Here is a 14703-nt window from a genome sequence, read left to right on the forward strand (position 1 = left end):
AGTAAACTATTTTCTATCAAAAAGTAAACGTTGACCGTGGTGTCCTTTTACTACTTTACCATTTGAATAAACTATTTTACCATTGACCAATGTATGCATTACTCGTGATTTAAAATTTGTTCCTTCAAAAGGTGACCAACCACATTTAGCTAAAATATTTTCTTTTTGTACATTCCAAGGTGAGTGAGAATTAACAATAGTTAAATCGGCAAAATATCCTTCTTTAATGTAACCTCTATTTTTTATTTTAAAAATTTTTGCAGGATTATGACACATTTTTTCAACTATCTTTTCAATCGAAATCATTCCTTTTAAATGCTTTTCAAACATAGCTACTAAAGCATGTTGTACTAATGGTCCACCAGAAGGAGCTTTTAAATAGGTGTTTTTCTTTTCTTCTAAAGTATGAGGCGCATGATCGGTTGCAATTACATCAATTCTATCATCTAAAAGAGCTTCCCATAAAGCATCTTTATCTTTCTGAGTTTTAACCGCTGGATTCCATTTGATTAATGATCCTTTTGTTTCATAATCTTCATCTGTAAACCACAAATGATGAATACAAACTTCAGCAGTAATCATTTTTTCTTCTAAGGGAATTTTATTGGTAAACAAGCTCATTTCTTTTGCTGTAGACAAGTGAAAAACGTGTAATCTTGCTCCAGTTTTTTTAGCTAATTCAATGGCTTTTGATGAAGACAAATAACAAGCTTCTTCACTTCGAATTAAAGGATGGTATTTCATTGGAATATCTTCTCCAAATTCAGCAATATATTTTTCAGTATTAGCTTTTATAGTTGCTTCATCTTCACAATGAACTGCAATTAGCATTTTTGTGGATGAAAATATTTTTTCTAAAACTTCTGGATTATCTACCAACATGTTTCCTGTTGAAGAACCTAAAAATAATTTTATTCCAGCAACATTTTCAGGATTTGTTTTTAAAATTTCTTCTAAGTTGTCATTTGTTCCACCCATCATAAACGAATAATTCGCGTAAGATGTTTTGGCTGCAATTTGATATTTATCTTCTAATAATTCTTGAGTAACTGCATTTGGAACTGTATTAGGCTGCTCAATGAATGAGGTTATACCACCTGCAACTGCTGCTCTACTTTCTGACTCTATATTTCCTTTGTGTGTTAATCCTGGCTCTCTAAAATGAACTTGATCATCAATGACACCTGGTAATAGATAATTGCCTTCAGCATCAATAATAACTGTTTCTGATGATTTCGAACTTATTTGTGATGCGATTTCAACAATAAATTCATTTTCTATCAAAACATCTCCTTCAAAAATCTGCCCTTCGTTAACTATTCTAGCGTTTTTTATTAAAATTGAACTCATTATAATGTATTAAATATTTTTTTTATTCTAAGTAATATGACTCCAAAAACGGCTTCTTTTATAATACTTCCGCTCATTTTTGATTGTCCTTTTGTTCTGTCAGTAAAAATAATTGGCACTTCAACTATATTGACTTTTTTAACAAATGCTCTATATTTCATTTCGATTTGAAAAGCATATCCAATAAATTTTACTCTGTCAAGATTTATAACTTCCAAAACATTTCTTTTATAACATACAAAACCAGCTGTTGCATCAGCAATTTTCATGCCCGTAATTAATCGCACATAAACTGACGCAAAATAAGAAAGCAAAACCCTGCTCAAGGGCCAATTTACCACATTAACTCCTTTAGAATACCTTGAGCCAATTGACATATCTGCTCCGTCAACACAAGCTTGGTATAAATGCACAAGATCTTTTGGATTATGTGAAAAATCAGCATCCATTTCAAAAATATAATCATACTTATTAGCTAATGCCCATTTAAAACCATGCACATAAGCAGTTCCTAGTCCTGATTTTTTTTCTCTTACCTCAATAAAAAGGCTATCTGAAAATTGAGCTTGTAATTCTATAACCTTATTTGCTGTTCCGTCTGGAGAATTGTCATCAACTATAAGCACATCAAACGTTTTTTTAAGAAGAAACACTGCATTTATAATGCTTTCTATGTTCTCTATTTCGTTATATGTTGGAATTATGACAATCCTTTTGTCCATTTTATCTACAAATTTCTACAAAAGTAAACCTTTTTAAATATATTATTTATTAATAAAATTATAATAATTCAAATCAAGTTAATTTTGTAATTTTACACTCGATATGATAGTACTGCAATTACAACAACGAATAATTGAAAATAAAGACTGGGCAACACTCCTGTTTTTGCTTTGCTTTGTTGTTATTGCGATTATAAAGTATCTTTTTGAAATTCAATTTAATGAATTTTTGAGACTGCCTTTTTCTAAAAAATACACCTCAACCTACAAAGACACTTCAAATTTATATAGTGCTTTTACTATATCAATGTTTTTTGTGCAATTAATTTCGTTTTCATTTTTGATTCAGATTATACTGAGTTATTTCGATTATACAACTAAAGCCAATTGGATAACTTTTATTCAAATATTTACAACTTTATTTGTGGCTATTTTAATAAAATTTTACGTAGAAAAAATAGTGGCAACAATTTTTGATATTGAAGATTTTTTAGAGATTTTTAATCTTAAAAAAGTAACATATCGAACATATATTGGGCTTATTTTTCTTCCAATTGTAATTTTATTATATTATAATAATTTTTTGAGCGTAGGAATAATCTCAATATTCCTAGCAATCATAGGGGTTGGTATGATTTACTTTTATTTTTTATCCATAATCACATATCAAAAACAGATTCTAAGCAAAATATTTTATTTTATTTTGTATCTTTGCACCCTTGAAATAGGACCTTATTATTTACTATATCATTGGTTTACAAAAAAATAGATAAGATTGAATATGTCAAACTTAAAAGTTAAAACGATTTTAGTTTCTCAACCAGAACCTAAAGTAGAAAATTCACCATATTTTGACCTTCAACAAAAGTTGAAAGTCAAAATAGATTTTAGAACATTTATTCACGTTGAAAGTGTATCTGCTAAAGATGTAAGACAACAGAAAATAGATTTAAACAACTATACTGCAATTATTTTAACGAGTAGAAATGCAATTGATCATTTTTTCAGAATAGCTGACGAAATGCGTTACAAAGTGCCCGAAGACTTAAAATACGTTTGTCAATCTGAAGCAATAGCTGTTTATTTACAAAAATATGTGGTTTACAGGAAGCGTAAAATTTATGTTGGTCAAAAAGATTTTTCGGACTTGACTCCAATATTTAAAAAATACAAAGACGAAAAGTTTTTGTTACCTGCTCCAGACAATTTGAATGAAGATGTGCCTCAGTTTTTAGATAATATGAAGCTAGATTGGACACTTGGTGTTTTTTACAAAACAGTAATGAGTGATTTATCTGACTTAAAAGATGTTTATTATGATATTTTAGCATTTTTTAGTCCAATCGGAATTCAATCTTTACTTAAGAACTTCCCTGACTTCAAACAAAATGACACCCGTATTGCTGTTTTTGGAGCAACAACTAAGAAAGAAGCTATTGATAGTGGCTTGCGTGTAGATATCTTTGCACCATCACCAGAAACGCCTTCTATGACAGGTGCTCTTGACAAATATATTACAGAAGTAAATAAAGGAAAATAATCTTTATTTAATACCATAAAAAAAGCCTTTCAATAGAAAGGCTTTTTTGTTTTATATATTCTATTCTATTTTATCAACTAAACTTTTGGACCAGCATTTACAAGGTTTTTACCTTCTTCGTTGTCTGTGTATTGTTCAAAATTAGCAATAAAACGTTTTGCTAAATCTGTTGCTTTGTTTGTCCAAACAGTTGCTTCTTCATAAGTGTCTCTTGGATCTAAAATTGAATCATCAACATTGTTTAAAGATGTTGGAACTTCAAAATTAAGTATTGGAATCATTTTAGTTTCTGCTTTTTCGATTGAACCGTCTAATATAGCATCAATAATTGCTCTAGTATCTTTTATTGAAATACGTTTTCCTGTTCCATTCCAACCTGTGTTAACCATATAAGCTGTAGCATTATTTTGCTCCATTTTCTTAACTAATTCTTCTCCATATTTTGTTGGGTGAAGCGACAAGAAGGCTTTACCAAAACAAGCTGAAAAAGTTGGTTGTGGTTCTGTTACACCTCTTTCTGTTCCTGCTAATTTAGCCGTAAATCCAGATAAGAAATAATATTTTGTTTGTTCTGGTGTTAATTTTGAAACTGGTGGCATTACTCCAAAAGCATCTGCTGTTAAGAAAATTACTTTTGTAGCATGTCCAGCTTTTGAAACTGGCTTAACAATATTTTGAATATGATTAATAGGATACGAAACTCTAGTGTTTTGTGTTACAGAACCATCGCTAAAATCAATTTTACCATTAGCATCAACCGTAACATTTTCTAATAACGCATCTCGTTTAATAGCACCATAAATATCAGGCTCGTTTTCTTTACTCAAATCAATTGTTTTTGCATAACAACCTCCTTCAAAGTTAAAAACTCCTTCATTATCCCATCCGTGTTCGTCATCTCCAATTAATTCACGTTTCGGATCTGTTGATAAGGTTGTTTTTCCTGTTCCAGATAAGCCAAAGAAAACAGCTACATCACCATCTTTACCTTTATTGGCAGAACAGTGCATCGAAGCAATTCCTTGTAAGGGTAAGTAATAGTTCATCATTGAGAACAATCCTTTTTTCATTTCACCACCGTACCAAGTTCCTCCAATTAATTGAATTTTTTCGGTAAGGTTAAAAGCTACATATACTTCTGAATTTAATCCGTGAGCTGCATAGTCTTTAAATGAAGTTTTTGAACCATTCATTACAACGAAGTCTGGTTCACCATAGTTTTCTAATTCCGCATCAGTCGGTCTGATAAACATATTTTTTACAAAATGCGCTTGCCATGCTACTTCCATGATGAAACGAACTTTTAATCTTGTATTTTCATTTGCTCCACAAAAAGCATCAACTACATATAATTTCTTTCCCGATAATTGTTTTGCTGTATTTTCTTTTAATGCATTCCAAGTATCTTGAGAAATACCTTTGTTGTCATTTGTTGCCTTGTCTGATGTCCACCAAATTGTGTCTTTAGTAACATTGTCTTTTACAATATACTTGTCTTTTGGGGAACGACCAGTGAATTCACCAGTCATTACATTAACAGCTCCGAGTTCAGTTAGCTGTCCCTTTTCAAATCCTTTTAAGTTGGTATTTAATTCATCATTATACAATTGCTCATATGATGGATTATAAACTATTTCATCTACATTATTAATACCGTATTTTTCTAACGAAATCGTTTTCGTAAATTGAGTGTTTGAATTCATAAAAATTTAGTTATGTTGCTTCTAGTTGAGAATGCAAAATTAAAAATATTATTTTATATATCGTGTTTTAAAACTATTTTTTAGCAATAATGCAATAAAACAGGTAAATCCATGAAGATATTAACAGCAAACCTCCTATCGGAGTTAAAGGTCCAATAAATTTTGCTTTAATATTTGTAATAGTCGAAGTGGCTAATAAATAAATTGAACCACTAAATAGCACTATTCCAATCAATGTCAACAAGAAAACAATCATTTTCTGCTTATCTGTGATGAAATTTGCTTGAGCAACAAATAACAAAAATAAAGCATGATACATTTGATATCGAACTCCAACTTCAAAAGAATTTAACTGATCTATGACTAAAAACTTTTTTAATCCATGAGCTCCAAATGCTCCTAAAACTATAGCCAAAGCTCCTAAAATCAAAGCCGTAAGCATTATCTTTTGCGACATATGTTATTTTGTTTTCACAAAGATATAAAATCAAAGCCGAGCCAAGTGTGATATAAATCATAAATTTCTTTTAAAAAGTATAACATTTATGTAGTTTTGTGTGATAATTATAACAATCACAATGAGAAACATATTACTTTTTGGTGCTGGAAAATCAGCATCTTCCTTAATAAAGTACCTTTTAGACAAATCAGAAACTGAAAATTTACATTTAACAATTGCTGATTTAAACATTGATTTGGCTAAAAAAAAGACTAATAATCACAAAAACGCAACACCAATTGCAATTGATATATTTAATGAAACAGACAGAAAAAATGCTATTAAAAAAGCAGATATCGTTATTTCTATGTTGCCTGCTCATTTGCATATTGAGATAGCTAAAGATTGTATTTCTCATAAAAAACACCTGGTTACAGCTTCTTATATTAGTCCTGAAATGCAAGAATTGGATGAAGAAGCAAAGAAAAACAACTTGGTTTTCATGAACGAAATTGGTCTTGATCCTGGAATCGACCACATGAGTGCCATGAAAGTTTTAGACGAGATTAGAGCAAAAGGCGGAAAAATTATTTTGTTTGAATCGTTTTGTGGTGGCTTAGTCGCTCCTGAATCTGACACCAATTTATGGAACTATAAATTCACTTGGAATCCTAGAAATGTAGTTTTAGCCGGACAAGGTGGTGTAGCTAAATTTATTCAAGAAGGTACTTACAAATACATTCCTTACAACAAATTATTTAGAAGAACAGAGTTTTTAGAAGTTGAAGGTTTTGGAAGATTTGAAGCTTATGCCAACAGAGATTCTCTAAAATACAGAAGCGTTTATGGTTTAGACAATGCTTTAACTGTTTATAGAGGAACAATGCGCAGAGTTGGTTATTCTCGTGCCTGGGATATTTTAGTTCAACTTGGAATGACTGATGATTCTTATACAATTGAAAATTCGGAAAACATGAGTTATAGAGATTTTACTAATTCATTTTTACCTTACCATCCAACAGATACAGTTGAAATTAAACTACGTTACATTCAAAAAATTGAACAAGATGATATCATTTGGGATAAATTAGTTGAATTAGATATTTTTAATGGTAAGAAAAAAGTTGGACTTAAAAATGCAACTCCAGCTCAAATTCTAGAAAAAATACTGACCGAACAATGGACTTTAGAACCTGAAGACAAAGACATGATTGTAATGTATCATAAATTTGGTTACGAATTAAATGGTGAAAAACATCAGATAGACGCAACAATGGTTTGTCTTGGCGATGATCAAACCTATACTTCTATGGCAAAAACTGTGGGATTACCTGTTGCAATTGCGACTTTAAAAATTCTGAACAAAGAAATTACTACTTACGGTGTACAAATTCCAATCACTAAAGAAATTTATTTACCAATTTTAAAAGAACTTGAAGATTATGGTGTAAATTTCAAAGAAATGGAAGTCCCTTATTTAGGCTATAATCCTTTAAACATTATGACATAAAGACAATTTACTTAATATAAAAACCATCCAATTAAATAATTGGGTGGTTTTTTAGTTTTATTTCAACCAAGTCCGTATTTTTACTTTATAATTAAAAGCTTATGAAGGTAAATCACTTACAAATTGAAATAGACGGAATCGATAAAGAAATCCTTCGTGATTTGATGGAAGATGCTAGAAAACCGATTCTTCAAATTGCCAAAAAAGTTGGAATTTCTGGCGCAGCCATTCATCAACGTTTGAAGAAACTTGAACAAGCTGGTGTAATCGTTGGTTCAAAGTTCATTGTCAACAACAAAGTTTTGGGTTATACAACTGTTGCTTTTGTCGGCATTTATCTTGAAAAAGCCGCAAATAATGGTGATGCAGTTCGTGAATTAAAAAAAATACCAGAAGTATTAGAATGTCATTACACCACAGGAAACTGGAGTGTTCTTATTAAAATTATTTGTAGAGATAATGAACATTTGATGCAAATGCTAAATAAAAAAATTCAAACTATTGAAGGTGTTTCTAGAACAGAAACATTTATTTCCTTAGACCAACAAATTGAGAGACAGATTCAATTATGAGTTAAAAAATATTTAAAAACCGTCAAGTTAATTAAAACAAGACGGTTTTTTATTTAATAATCTGTATCTATTATTTAGGACTATTTCCCTAGAATTAATCTCTTCTGCCTAAAACTTGAAAAGCCCAATATAACAAAGACGCTAATGCACCTAAAGCAGCAACTAAATATGTTCTAGCAGCCCATTTTAAAGCGTCTTCTGCACCAACATATTCTTGTTGAGTCAACATATTTTTGTTTTTCAGCCAAGCTAACGCTCTATTACTTGCATCATATTCTACTGGCAAAGTCACAAAACTAAAGGCTGTTGCAATAGCCATTAAAACCAAACCAGCAGTCGCTACATAAATTCCGAAACTGTTAACAGCCATTAAAATTAAACCCCCAATAACTACCCATTGTGATAGTTTAGAAGAAATACTTACCAATGGAACCATTTTAGATCGCATAGTCAACCAACTGTAAGCTTGAGCATGTTGCACTGCATGACCACATTCGTGAGCAGCAACAGCTGCAGCTGCAGCATTTCTTTGATTATAAACAGCTTCAGACAAGTTAACAGTTTTATCAGATGGGTTATAATGATCTGTAAGTCTTCCAGCAACAGATATAACTTTCACATCTCTTATTCCATTATCAGCTAACATTTTTTCAGCTATTTCTTTACCAGACATTCCATTTCTTAATTGCACTTTTGAATAAAATTCAAATTTACTTTTAAGCTTTGAACTCACTAACCAACTGAAAAGCGAAATTATTCCAATTAATATTAAATATCCAAAATTCATATCTTACTTATTTTAAAAATTAAAGTTACAAATTAAATATCAAATTGTATTCCAATTTTTATAAATGACATTTTGACTTAAAATTATTATACGTGCAAATAAAAAAGCCCAAACTCATTTAAATTTGGACTTAAAACTATAATTCTTATGTAGCGTTTATAATTATTTAGCTTTAACTTTATCTTTCCATTCAAAAGCTTCAATAATTTCGTCATAATAACATTTACCGTTTACAATATTCAATCCTTTAGCTAACGAAGGAGATTTTTCGCAAGCTTCTTCCCATCCAAATTTTGCCAACATTAATATATAAGGAAGTGTCACGTTTGTTAAAGCTATAGTTGAAGTATAAGGAACAGCTCCAGGCATATTGGCTACACAATAATGTACAACATCATCAATTATATAAGTAGGGTTTTCATGTGTTGTAGGTTTTGATGTTTCAAAACAACCTCCTTGATCTACGGCAACATCAACTAATACAGTTCCTGGACGCATTTCTTTAAGCATTTCTCTTGTAATTAATTTTGGTGCTTTTGCTCCTTTTATTAGAACACCACCAATAATCAAGTCATGATCTTTAATGTGTTTTCTAATATTATATTCACTAGAAAATTCGGTTATAACATGAGGTGGCATAACATCATTTACATAACGCAATCTTTTCATATTGGTGTCTAAAATCGTTACATGTGCCCCTAAGCCTGCTGCCATTTTTGCCGCTTGAACTCCGACAACTCCTGCTCCTAATATCAAAACTTTACCTGGAGCAACACCTGGAACGCCTCCTAACAAAACACCTCTACCTTTAATTGGTTTTTCTAAATATTTAGCTCCTTGCTGAATAGCCATTCTTCCGGCCACTTCTGACATTGGAGTTAGCAAAGGTAAGCTTCCGTCTGAATCTTCTACGGTTTCATAAGCAATGCAAACAGCATCACTTTTTAACATAGCAAAAGTTAAAGGTTCACTTGAAGCAAAATGAAAATAAGCAAATATGATTTGATTAGGCTGAATGAGGTTATATTCCTCTTCAATAGGTTCTTTTACTTTTACAATCATTTCACTAATATGATAAACCTCATCAATAGTTTTGAGGATTATTCCTCCCACTTTACTATAGTCTTCATCGAAAAAACCACTTCCTTCACCTGCCTTTGATTGAATAAATACAATGTGACCGTTTTTGGTTAACTCATAAACACCAGCAGGAGTCATTCCAACTCTGCTTTCATTATTTTTAATTTCCTTTGGAACTCCGATTTTCATGATTTTAAGATTTTGTGTTTCAAAAATCGTTATTTTAAATAAACTATATCAAAAAATTAAGAGCAAGATGTTTATTTTTATTAAATAACAAAAAAAGACCCCTAAAAAATTAGGGGTCAATATTATAAAGTATAAAATTTACGAATTATTTTTTACAGAAAACTTATTCCAAAAACAAATCTGTTATTTCCATTTTCTTTAACTGTATTTTCAACTGAGGCAAAATCTGATTTCCATTTTCCATTTGTGAACGCAAATTCATATCCTAGGTTAGCTCTAATTTTGGTTGATTTGTTTTTAAATAAGTATAATGAAACAGATGGGCCAACAAAAAAGACTTGATTTTTTAATGAAACATGACCACTATTATTCAAAGGTTCTAAATCATTTAAATCAATAACGTTATTCTTGTTGTAAATATCCACTTCAGAAGCTGTTGATGAAACATTTAAACCTCCAGTAAAAGCCATTTTTTCTTTGTTTATGAAGTTGTAATGCACTCTTAATCTCGAGGTAACTCCAATGTTTTGATTTTCCGAATCTCCTTTATCATTTTTTGATAAGAAAAAACCAAATTCTGCATCACCAGAGATTTTATTGCCAAAAACATTCATACCTACTTGAAGTTCTGGTATTGTTTGTTTTAATTCTGGTAAATTAGCTGCTTTTAGTTTGTCGTTTAAATCATATTTAATTTGAATTTGAGCGCCAATTCCGAAATAAAAATCAACATCAACTTTTTTACCTTGTGTATCTTCAGAAGACTGAGCGATAATAAGACTACTTGAAACTAAAAATAAAAACACAATTGCTTTTTTCATATAAATATATTTTATGATTATATCCTTTAATGAGAATTTAATAGTATAAATATAATAGTAAAATTAATAAGTTCACTACTCTTGTTTTTAAAAGTCAAGATACATTTTTAAGATCTTTCATTTTTTTTACCTCATCGAAAAGCTGTCTCCTCAAATTTTGTTCACGTTCAACACAAGCTCCTCTGTAAGATTGATATTCCTCTTCTAATTCTGCTAATGCTGTTTTGGAGCTTTTAGTAACTTTATTAGCTTTCTTAAAACTTAAAAATAAAATTACAGCTATTGCTAAAGTTATTAAGAACAAAGTCCACATAATAGCAGAATAATTTGATTTATTTACCGGAAATCCTAAAAAGCCAATAGTAGCTTTCTCACTCACTAATTGTTCATTTGCTGTTTTAAAAGTTTTCATTTCTTTTCCCAAAGCCTTTATGACTTCTTCATTAGCTTTTATTTCATTTTCAAGATTCATTTGAATGCTTTGTTCTTGTTTAATATAACTATTTAACGAAGCCTGAAAATTAGTAATAGTTGCTTTTTTGACAACTTTATATTCCTTAAAATCATTTGAATTATCAATTAAAGTACTTAAATCGTTCGTTAATTTTTTACTTTTTTCTTGCGCTTTTAGTGTTCCTAAATTGACTAAAAAAACAAAGAGTATAAGAATTGTTTTTTGGGTTAATTTTATCATGATTTTTAGATTTGTGATTAGTAAGTTTTAGTGAAATTAGAAATAAGAATTCAAATTTCAATTTGGCCTATAAGTACTAAAGCAAAAAACATGATTTTATTGTGTAAAATTCAAATTTTTATCACTTTAAAGTAATTTTAGTATTTAAAAATTACTTTTAACGAGTAAAATCAAAGAATTAATCAAAAACATAAAAAATCCCAAACACTTTTTTTAACAGCATTTGGGATTTAATATTTTAATATTGGATTTAAAAAACTATCCAACCAAATTAATAATTTTTCCTGGAATAATAATCACTTTCTTAGGAGTATTTCCTGCTAATTGAGCAATGGTTCTTTCATCAGCCATAACAATTTCTTCAATTTGTTTTGGACTTAAATCTAAAGGCAATTTCATTGTGAAACGCATTTTTCCATTGAAAGAAACTGGATATTCTTTTTCAGATTCTATTAAATATTTAGGATCAAATATAGGAAATGGTTGTTCTGAAATCCCTTTATAATCTTTCAATCCTTCAATTTTTGAATCTTTTAATCTTAACCATAATTCTTCTGCAATATGTGGTGCATAAGGTGACATTACAATAGCTAATGGTTCTAAAATGGCTCTATGATGACATTTTAAGGTTGCCAACTCATTCACACAAATCATAAATTGTGAAACTGAAGTATTGAAAGAGAAATTCTCGATATCTTCTGTTACTTTTTTGATGGTTTTGTGTAACGATTTGTACATTTCAGCTGTTGGTTCGTCATTGGTTACGATTGAACCGTTATCATCAAAATACAATCTCCATAATTTTTTTAGGAAACCGAAAACACCTGTAATTCCTGCTGTGTTCCAAGGTTTTGCTTGTTCTAATGGACCCAAAAACATTTCATACAAACGCAAAGTATCTGCTCCATATTCATTACAAATCTCATCTGGATTTACTACGTTGTATTTTGATTTAGACATTTTTTCTACTTCGCGACCAACGATGTATTTACCATCTTCTAAAATGAATTCTGCATCTTTATAATCAACATATAAAGGATGATTTTTGAACTTTTCAATATCTAATTCATTTGTAATATCATTGATACACAATAAATCTACATGGATTGCATTTGTAACTAAATCAAAGGTGACATCTTTTTTTGTTAACTCTTCTTTAAGCAATAAGAATTGACTTCCTAATTCGTTATCAACTTCGACATTTTTACCTTGAACTTGTAAGTCTACAATATTTTTAAATTTCATAAGAACGTCAGAATGATTTTTTGATAAAAAAACATTTCTTGACTTACTTTTATCACTTATACTTACAGATGGTAATCTATAAACAAAAGCACTCATTCCCAAAATCATTCCTTGGTTAATTAACTTTTTGAAAGGTTCTTCAGTTGGTGCAAAACCTCTGTCTTTTAAGAACTTATTCCAAAAACGAGCATATAATAAATGTCCGGTTGCGTGTTCGCTTCCTCCAATATATAAATCTACATTTTGCCAATAATCTAATGCTTCTTTGCTTGCAAAATCTTCTTCATTATGTGCATCCATATAACGCATCCAATACCAAGAAGAACCAGCCCAACCAGGCATTGTGTTTAATTCTAATGGAAAAATTGTTTTGTTATCTATTAACTGATTACTAACTACTGAACACTGAACACTATCCCACGCCCAAATAGTTGCATTTCCTAAAGGTGGTTGTCCGTCTTCTGTTGGTAAATACTTTTCTACTTCTGGTAAGGCAATTGGCAAGTGTTTTTTGTCAATCATTTGTGGTAAACCGTTTACATAATATACAGGAAAGGGTTCACCCCAATATCTTTGTCTCGAAAAAACAGCATCACGCAGACGGTAATTTGTTTTTCCTTTTCCTTGATTTATTTTTTCTAAAGCTTCAATCGCTTTTTTTGTTCCTTCTTTATAACCTAAACCGTTTAAGAAATCAGAATCCACTAATTTGAAACCTTCTTTAGCTCCAAAAGCTTCTTCCGAAATATCTTGGTCAAAAATATTTTTGATTTCAGGCATTCCGTTTGTTCCTTTGAAGAAATTCGCGAAAGCATAATCACGTTCATCACCACAAGGAACTGCCATAACTGCACCTGTTCCGTAACCTGCTAAAACGTAATCTCCAATCCAAACCGGAATTTGTTCTTTCGTAAAAGGATGTTCAGCATAAGCTCCTGTGAAAACTCCAGAAATGGTTTTTACATCAGCCATTCTTTCTCTTTCCGAACGTTTTGCAGTTGCATGAACATAAGATTCAATAGCTTCTTTTTGTTCTGCAGTTGTGATTTTAGCTACCAAATCGTGTTCTGGTGCTAAAGTCATAAAGGTTACTCCGAAAATTGTATCAGGACGAGTTGTGAAAACATCAATAACTTCATCGTGATTTTTCACATTGAAAGAAACCATTGCTCCAACCGATTTTCCAATCCAGTTTCTTTGTGATTCTTTTAAAGATTCTGTCCAATCAATATCGTTTAAACCTTGTAACAAACGTTCTGCATAAGCTGAAATTCGCATTGACCATTGTGTCATTTTTTTACGAATAACAGGATGGCCACCACGTTCTGAAACTCCGTTTACGATTTCGTCATTGGCTAAAACAGTTCCTAATCCTGGACACCAGTTTACTTCTGTTTCGGCTAAATAAGTTAATCTATAGTGCAATAATATTTTTTGTTGTTCATCTGATGAAAAGGCATTCCAATCGCTTGACGAAAAAGAAACAATATTATCATCACAAACTGCATTTACATTGGTATTTCCGTTTTTTTCAAATTCTTGAATTAAAGTGCAAATACTTTCTGCTTTGTTGGAATTATTATTGTACCAAGATTCAAATAATTGAATGAAAATCCATTGTGTATGTTTGTAATAATCAGCGTTTGAAGTACGAACTTCTCGGCTCCAATCAAATGAAAATCCGATTTTATCTAATTGTTCTCTATAACGAGAAATGTTTTCTTTAGTCGTTTTATCTGGATGTTGTCCTGTTTGAATTGCGTATTGTTCAGCAGGCAAACCAAATGAATCGTAACCTTGTGGATGCAATACATTAAATCCTTTGTGACGTTTGTAACGAGCCACAATATCGGAAGCAATATAACCTAGTGGATGACCAACGTGTAATCCTGCTCCAGAAGGATAAGGAAACATGTCAAGGACATAATATTTAGGTTTTTCTGAGTTATTTGTTGCTGCAAATGTTTGGTTTTCTGACCAATATTGTTGCCAATTGGCTTCGATTTCGTTTGGATTGTATTTCATTTATTCTGAATTTATTTACTTCACTA

General features: G+C 30.7%; 13 protein-coding genes. 4 read left to right on the top strand and 9 right to left on the bottom strand.

What is annotated here, in order from left to right; translation table 11 throughout:
- Window positions 1–6: 6 nt before the first annotated feature.
- Complete coding sequence (locus tag G507_RS0111000; protein ID WP_026717520.1) at window positions 7–1350, bottom strand: dihydroorotase; 1344 nt, start codon at window positions 1348–1350, stop codon at window positions 7–9.
- Complete coding sequence (locus G507_RS0111005) at window positions 1350–2072, bottom strand: polyprenol monophosphomannose synthase (protein WP_026717521.1); 723 nt, start codon at window positions 2070–2072, stop codon at window positions 1350–1352. Before G507_RS0111005 ends, G507_RS0111000 begins: the two co-directional genes overlap by 1 nt.
- Window positions 2073–2175: 103 nt before the next feature.
- Here G507_RS0111005 and G507_RS0111010 point away from each other — a divergent pair, with 103 nt between their 5' ends.
- Window positions 2176–2841, top strand: a complete 666-nt coding sequence (locus G507_RS0111010; RefSeq protein ID WP_026717522.1) for a DUF4271 domain-containing protein — start codon at window positions 2176–2178, stop codon at window positions 2839–2841.
- A gap of 12 nt (window positions 2842–2853) precedes the next feature.
- Window positions 2854–3612: a uroporphyrinogen-III synthase gene (locus G507_RS0111015; RefSeq protein ID WP_035666112.1), complete on the top strand. Its 759-nt coding sequence runs from the start codon at window positions 2854–2856 to the stop codon at window positions 3610–3612.
- Between the two features lie 77 nt (window positions 3613–3689).
- Here the strand turns inward: G507_RS0111015 and pckA are convergent, their stop codons facing one another.
- Both pckA and G507_RS0111025 read right to left on the bottom strand, forming a co-directional pair.
- Window positions 3690–5315: a phosphoenolpyruvate carboxykinase (ATP) gene (pckA, locus tag G507_RS0111020; RefSeq protein ID WP_026717524.1), complete on the bottom strand. Its 1626-nt coding sequence runs from the start codon at window positions 5313–5315 to the stop codon at window positions 3690–3692.
- Between the two features lie 73 nt (window positions 5316–5388).
- Window positions 5389–5772 (bottom strand): DUF423 domain-containing protein, encoded by a 384-nt coding sequence (locus G507_RS0111025; RefSeq protein WP_026717525.1) that lies wholly within the window; start codon window positions 5770–5772, stop codon window positions 5389–5391.
- A gap of 121 nt (window positions 5773–5893) precedes the next feature.
- Between G507_RS0111025 and G507_RS0111030 the strand changes: the two genes are divergently transcribed.
- Complete coding sequence (locus G507_RS0111030; RefSeq protein WP_026717526.1) at window positions 5894–7264, top strand: saccharopine dehydrogenase family protein; 1371 nt, start codon at window positions 5894–5896, stop codon at window positions 7262–7264.
- Window positions 7265–7365: 101 nt separating this feature from the next.
- Window positions 7366–7836 carry an Lrp/AsnC ligand binding domain-containing protein gene (locus G507_RS0111035; RefSeq protein WP_026717527.1) on the top strand — a complete coding sequence of 157 codons (471 nt, stop codon included), beginning with the start codon at window positions 7366–7368 and terminating at the stop codon, window positions 7834–7836.
- A gap of 94 nt (window positions 7837–7930) precedes the next feature.
- On the opposite strand, the gene G507_RS0111040 is transcribed toward G507_RS0111035, so the two are convergent.
- From G507_RS0111040 to G507_RS0111060, 5 genes are all read right to left on the bottom strand, one after another.
- A complete protein-coding gene (locus G507_RS0111040) occupies window positions 7931–8623 on the bottom strand; it encodes a zinc metallopeptidase (protein ID WP_026717528.1) in 693 nt (230 codons plus the stop codon).
- A gap of 162 nt (window positions 8624–8785) precedes the next feature.
- Window positions 8786–9892, bottom strand: coding sequence for an alanine dehydrogenase (gene ald / locus G507_RS0111045; RefSeq protein ID WP_026717529.1), 1107 nt, complete (start codon window positions 9890–9892; stop codon window positions 8786–8788).
- 152 nt (window positions 9893–10044) lie between these two features.
- Complete coding sequence (locus G507_RS0111050) at window positions 10045–10713, bottom strand: hypothetical protein (protein ID WP_026717530.1); 669 nt, start codon at window positions 10711–10713, stop codon at window positions 10045–10047.
- A gap of 94 nt (window positions 10714–10807) precedes the next feature.
- Complete coding sequence (locus G507_RS17390; protein ID WP_051191644.1) at window positions 10808–11407, bottom strand: hypothetical protein; 600 nt, start codon at window positions 11405–11407, stop codon at window positions 10808–10810.
- A gap of 258 nt (window positions 11408–11665) precedes the next feature.
- Entirely contained in the window at window positions 11666–14677 is a 3012-nt protein-coding gene (locus G507_RS0111060) for a leucine--tRNA ligase (RefSeq protein WP_026717531.1), read from the bottom strand.
- Window positions 14678–14703 lie beyond the last annotated feature (26 nt).

It is taken from the genome of Flavobacterium gelidilacus DSM 15343, from assembly GCF_000422685.1.
In the GTDB taxonomy this organism is placed as follows: Bacteria; Bacteroidota; Bacteroidia; order Flavobacteriales; family Flavobacteriaceae; genus Flavobacterium; species Flavobacterium gelidilacus.

Coding starts and splice junctions, on each gene's coding strand:
- G507_RS0111050 (WP_026717530.1), bottom strand. CDS start 10,713: ATGAAAAAAGCAATTGTGTTTTTATTTTTAGTTTCAAGTAGTCTTATT.
- G507_RS0111060 (WP_026717531.1), bottom strand. CDS start 14,677: ATGAAATACAATCCAAACGAAATCGAAGCCAATTGGCAACAATATTGG.
- ald (WP_026717529.1), bottom strand. CDS start 9,892: ATGAAAATCGGAGTTCCAAAGGAAATTAAAAATAATGAAAGCAGAGTT.
- G507_RS0111000 (WP_026717520.1), bottom strand. CDS start 1,350: ATGAGTTCAATTTTAATAAAAAACGCTAGAATAGTTAACGAAGGGCAG.
- G507_RS0111035 (WP_026717527.1), top strand. CDS start 7,366: ATGAAGGTAAATCACTTACAAATTGAAATAGACGGAATCGATAAAGAA.
- G507_RS17390 (WP_051191644.1), bottom strand. CDS start 11,407: ATGATAAAATTAACCCAAAAAACAATTCTTATACTCTTTGTTTTTTTA.
- G507_RS0111005 (WP_026717521.1), bottom strand. CDS start 2,072: ATGGACAAAAGGATTGTCATAATTCCAACATATAACGAAATAGAGAAC.
- G507_RS0111030 (WP_026717526.1), top strand. CDS start 5,894: ATGAGAAACATATTACTTTTTGGTGCTGGAAAATCAGCATCTTCCTTA.
- G507_RS0111040 (WP_026717528.1), bottom strand. CDS start 8,623: ATGAATTTTGGATATTTAATATTAATTGGAATAATTTCGCTTTTCAGT.
- G507_RS0111025 (WP_026717525.1), bottom strand. CDS start 5,772: ATGTCGCAAAAGATAATGCTTACGGCTTTGATTTTAGGAGCTTTGGCT.
- G507_RS0111015 (WP_035666112.1), top strand. CDS start 2,854: ATGTCAAACTTAAAAGTTAAAACGATTTTAGTTTCTCAACCAGAACCT.
- G507_RS0111010 (WP_026717522.1), top strand. CDS start 2,176: ATGATAGTACTGCAATTACAACAACGAATAATTGAAAATAAAGACTGG.
- pckA (WP_026717524.1), bottom strand. CDS start 5,315: ATGAATTCAAACACTCAATTTACGAAAACGATTTCGTTAGAAAAATAC.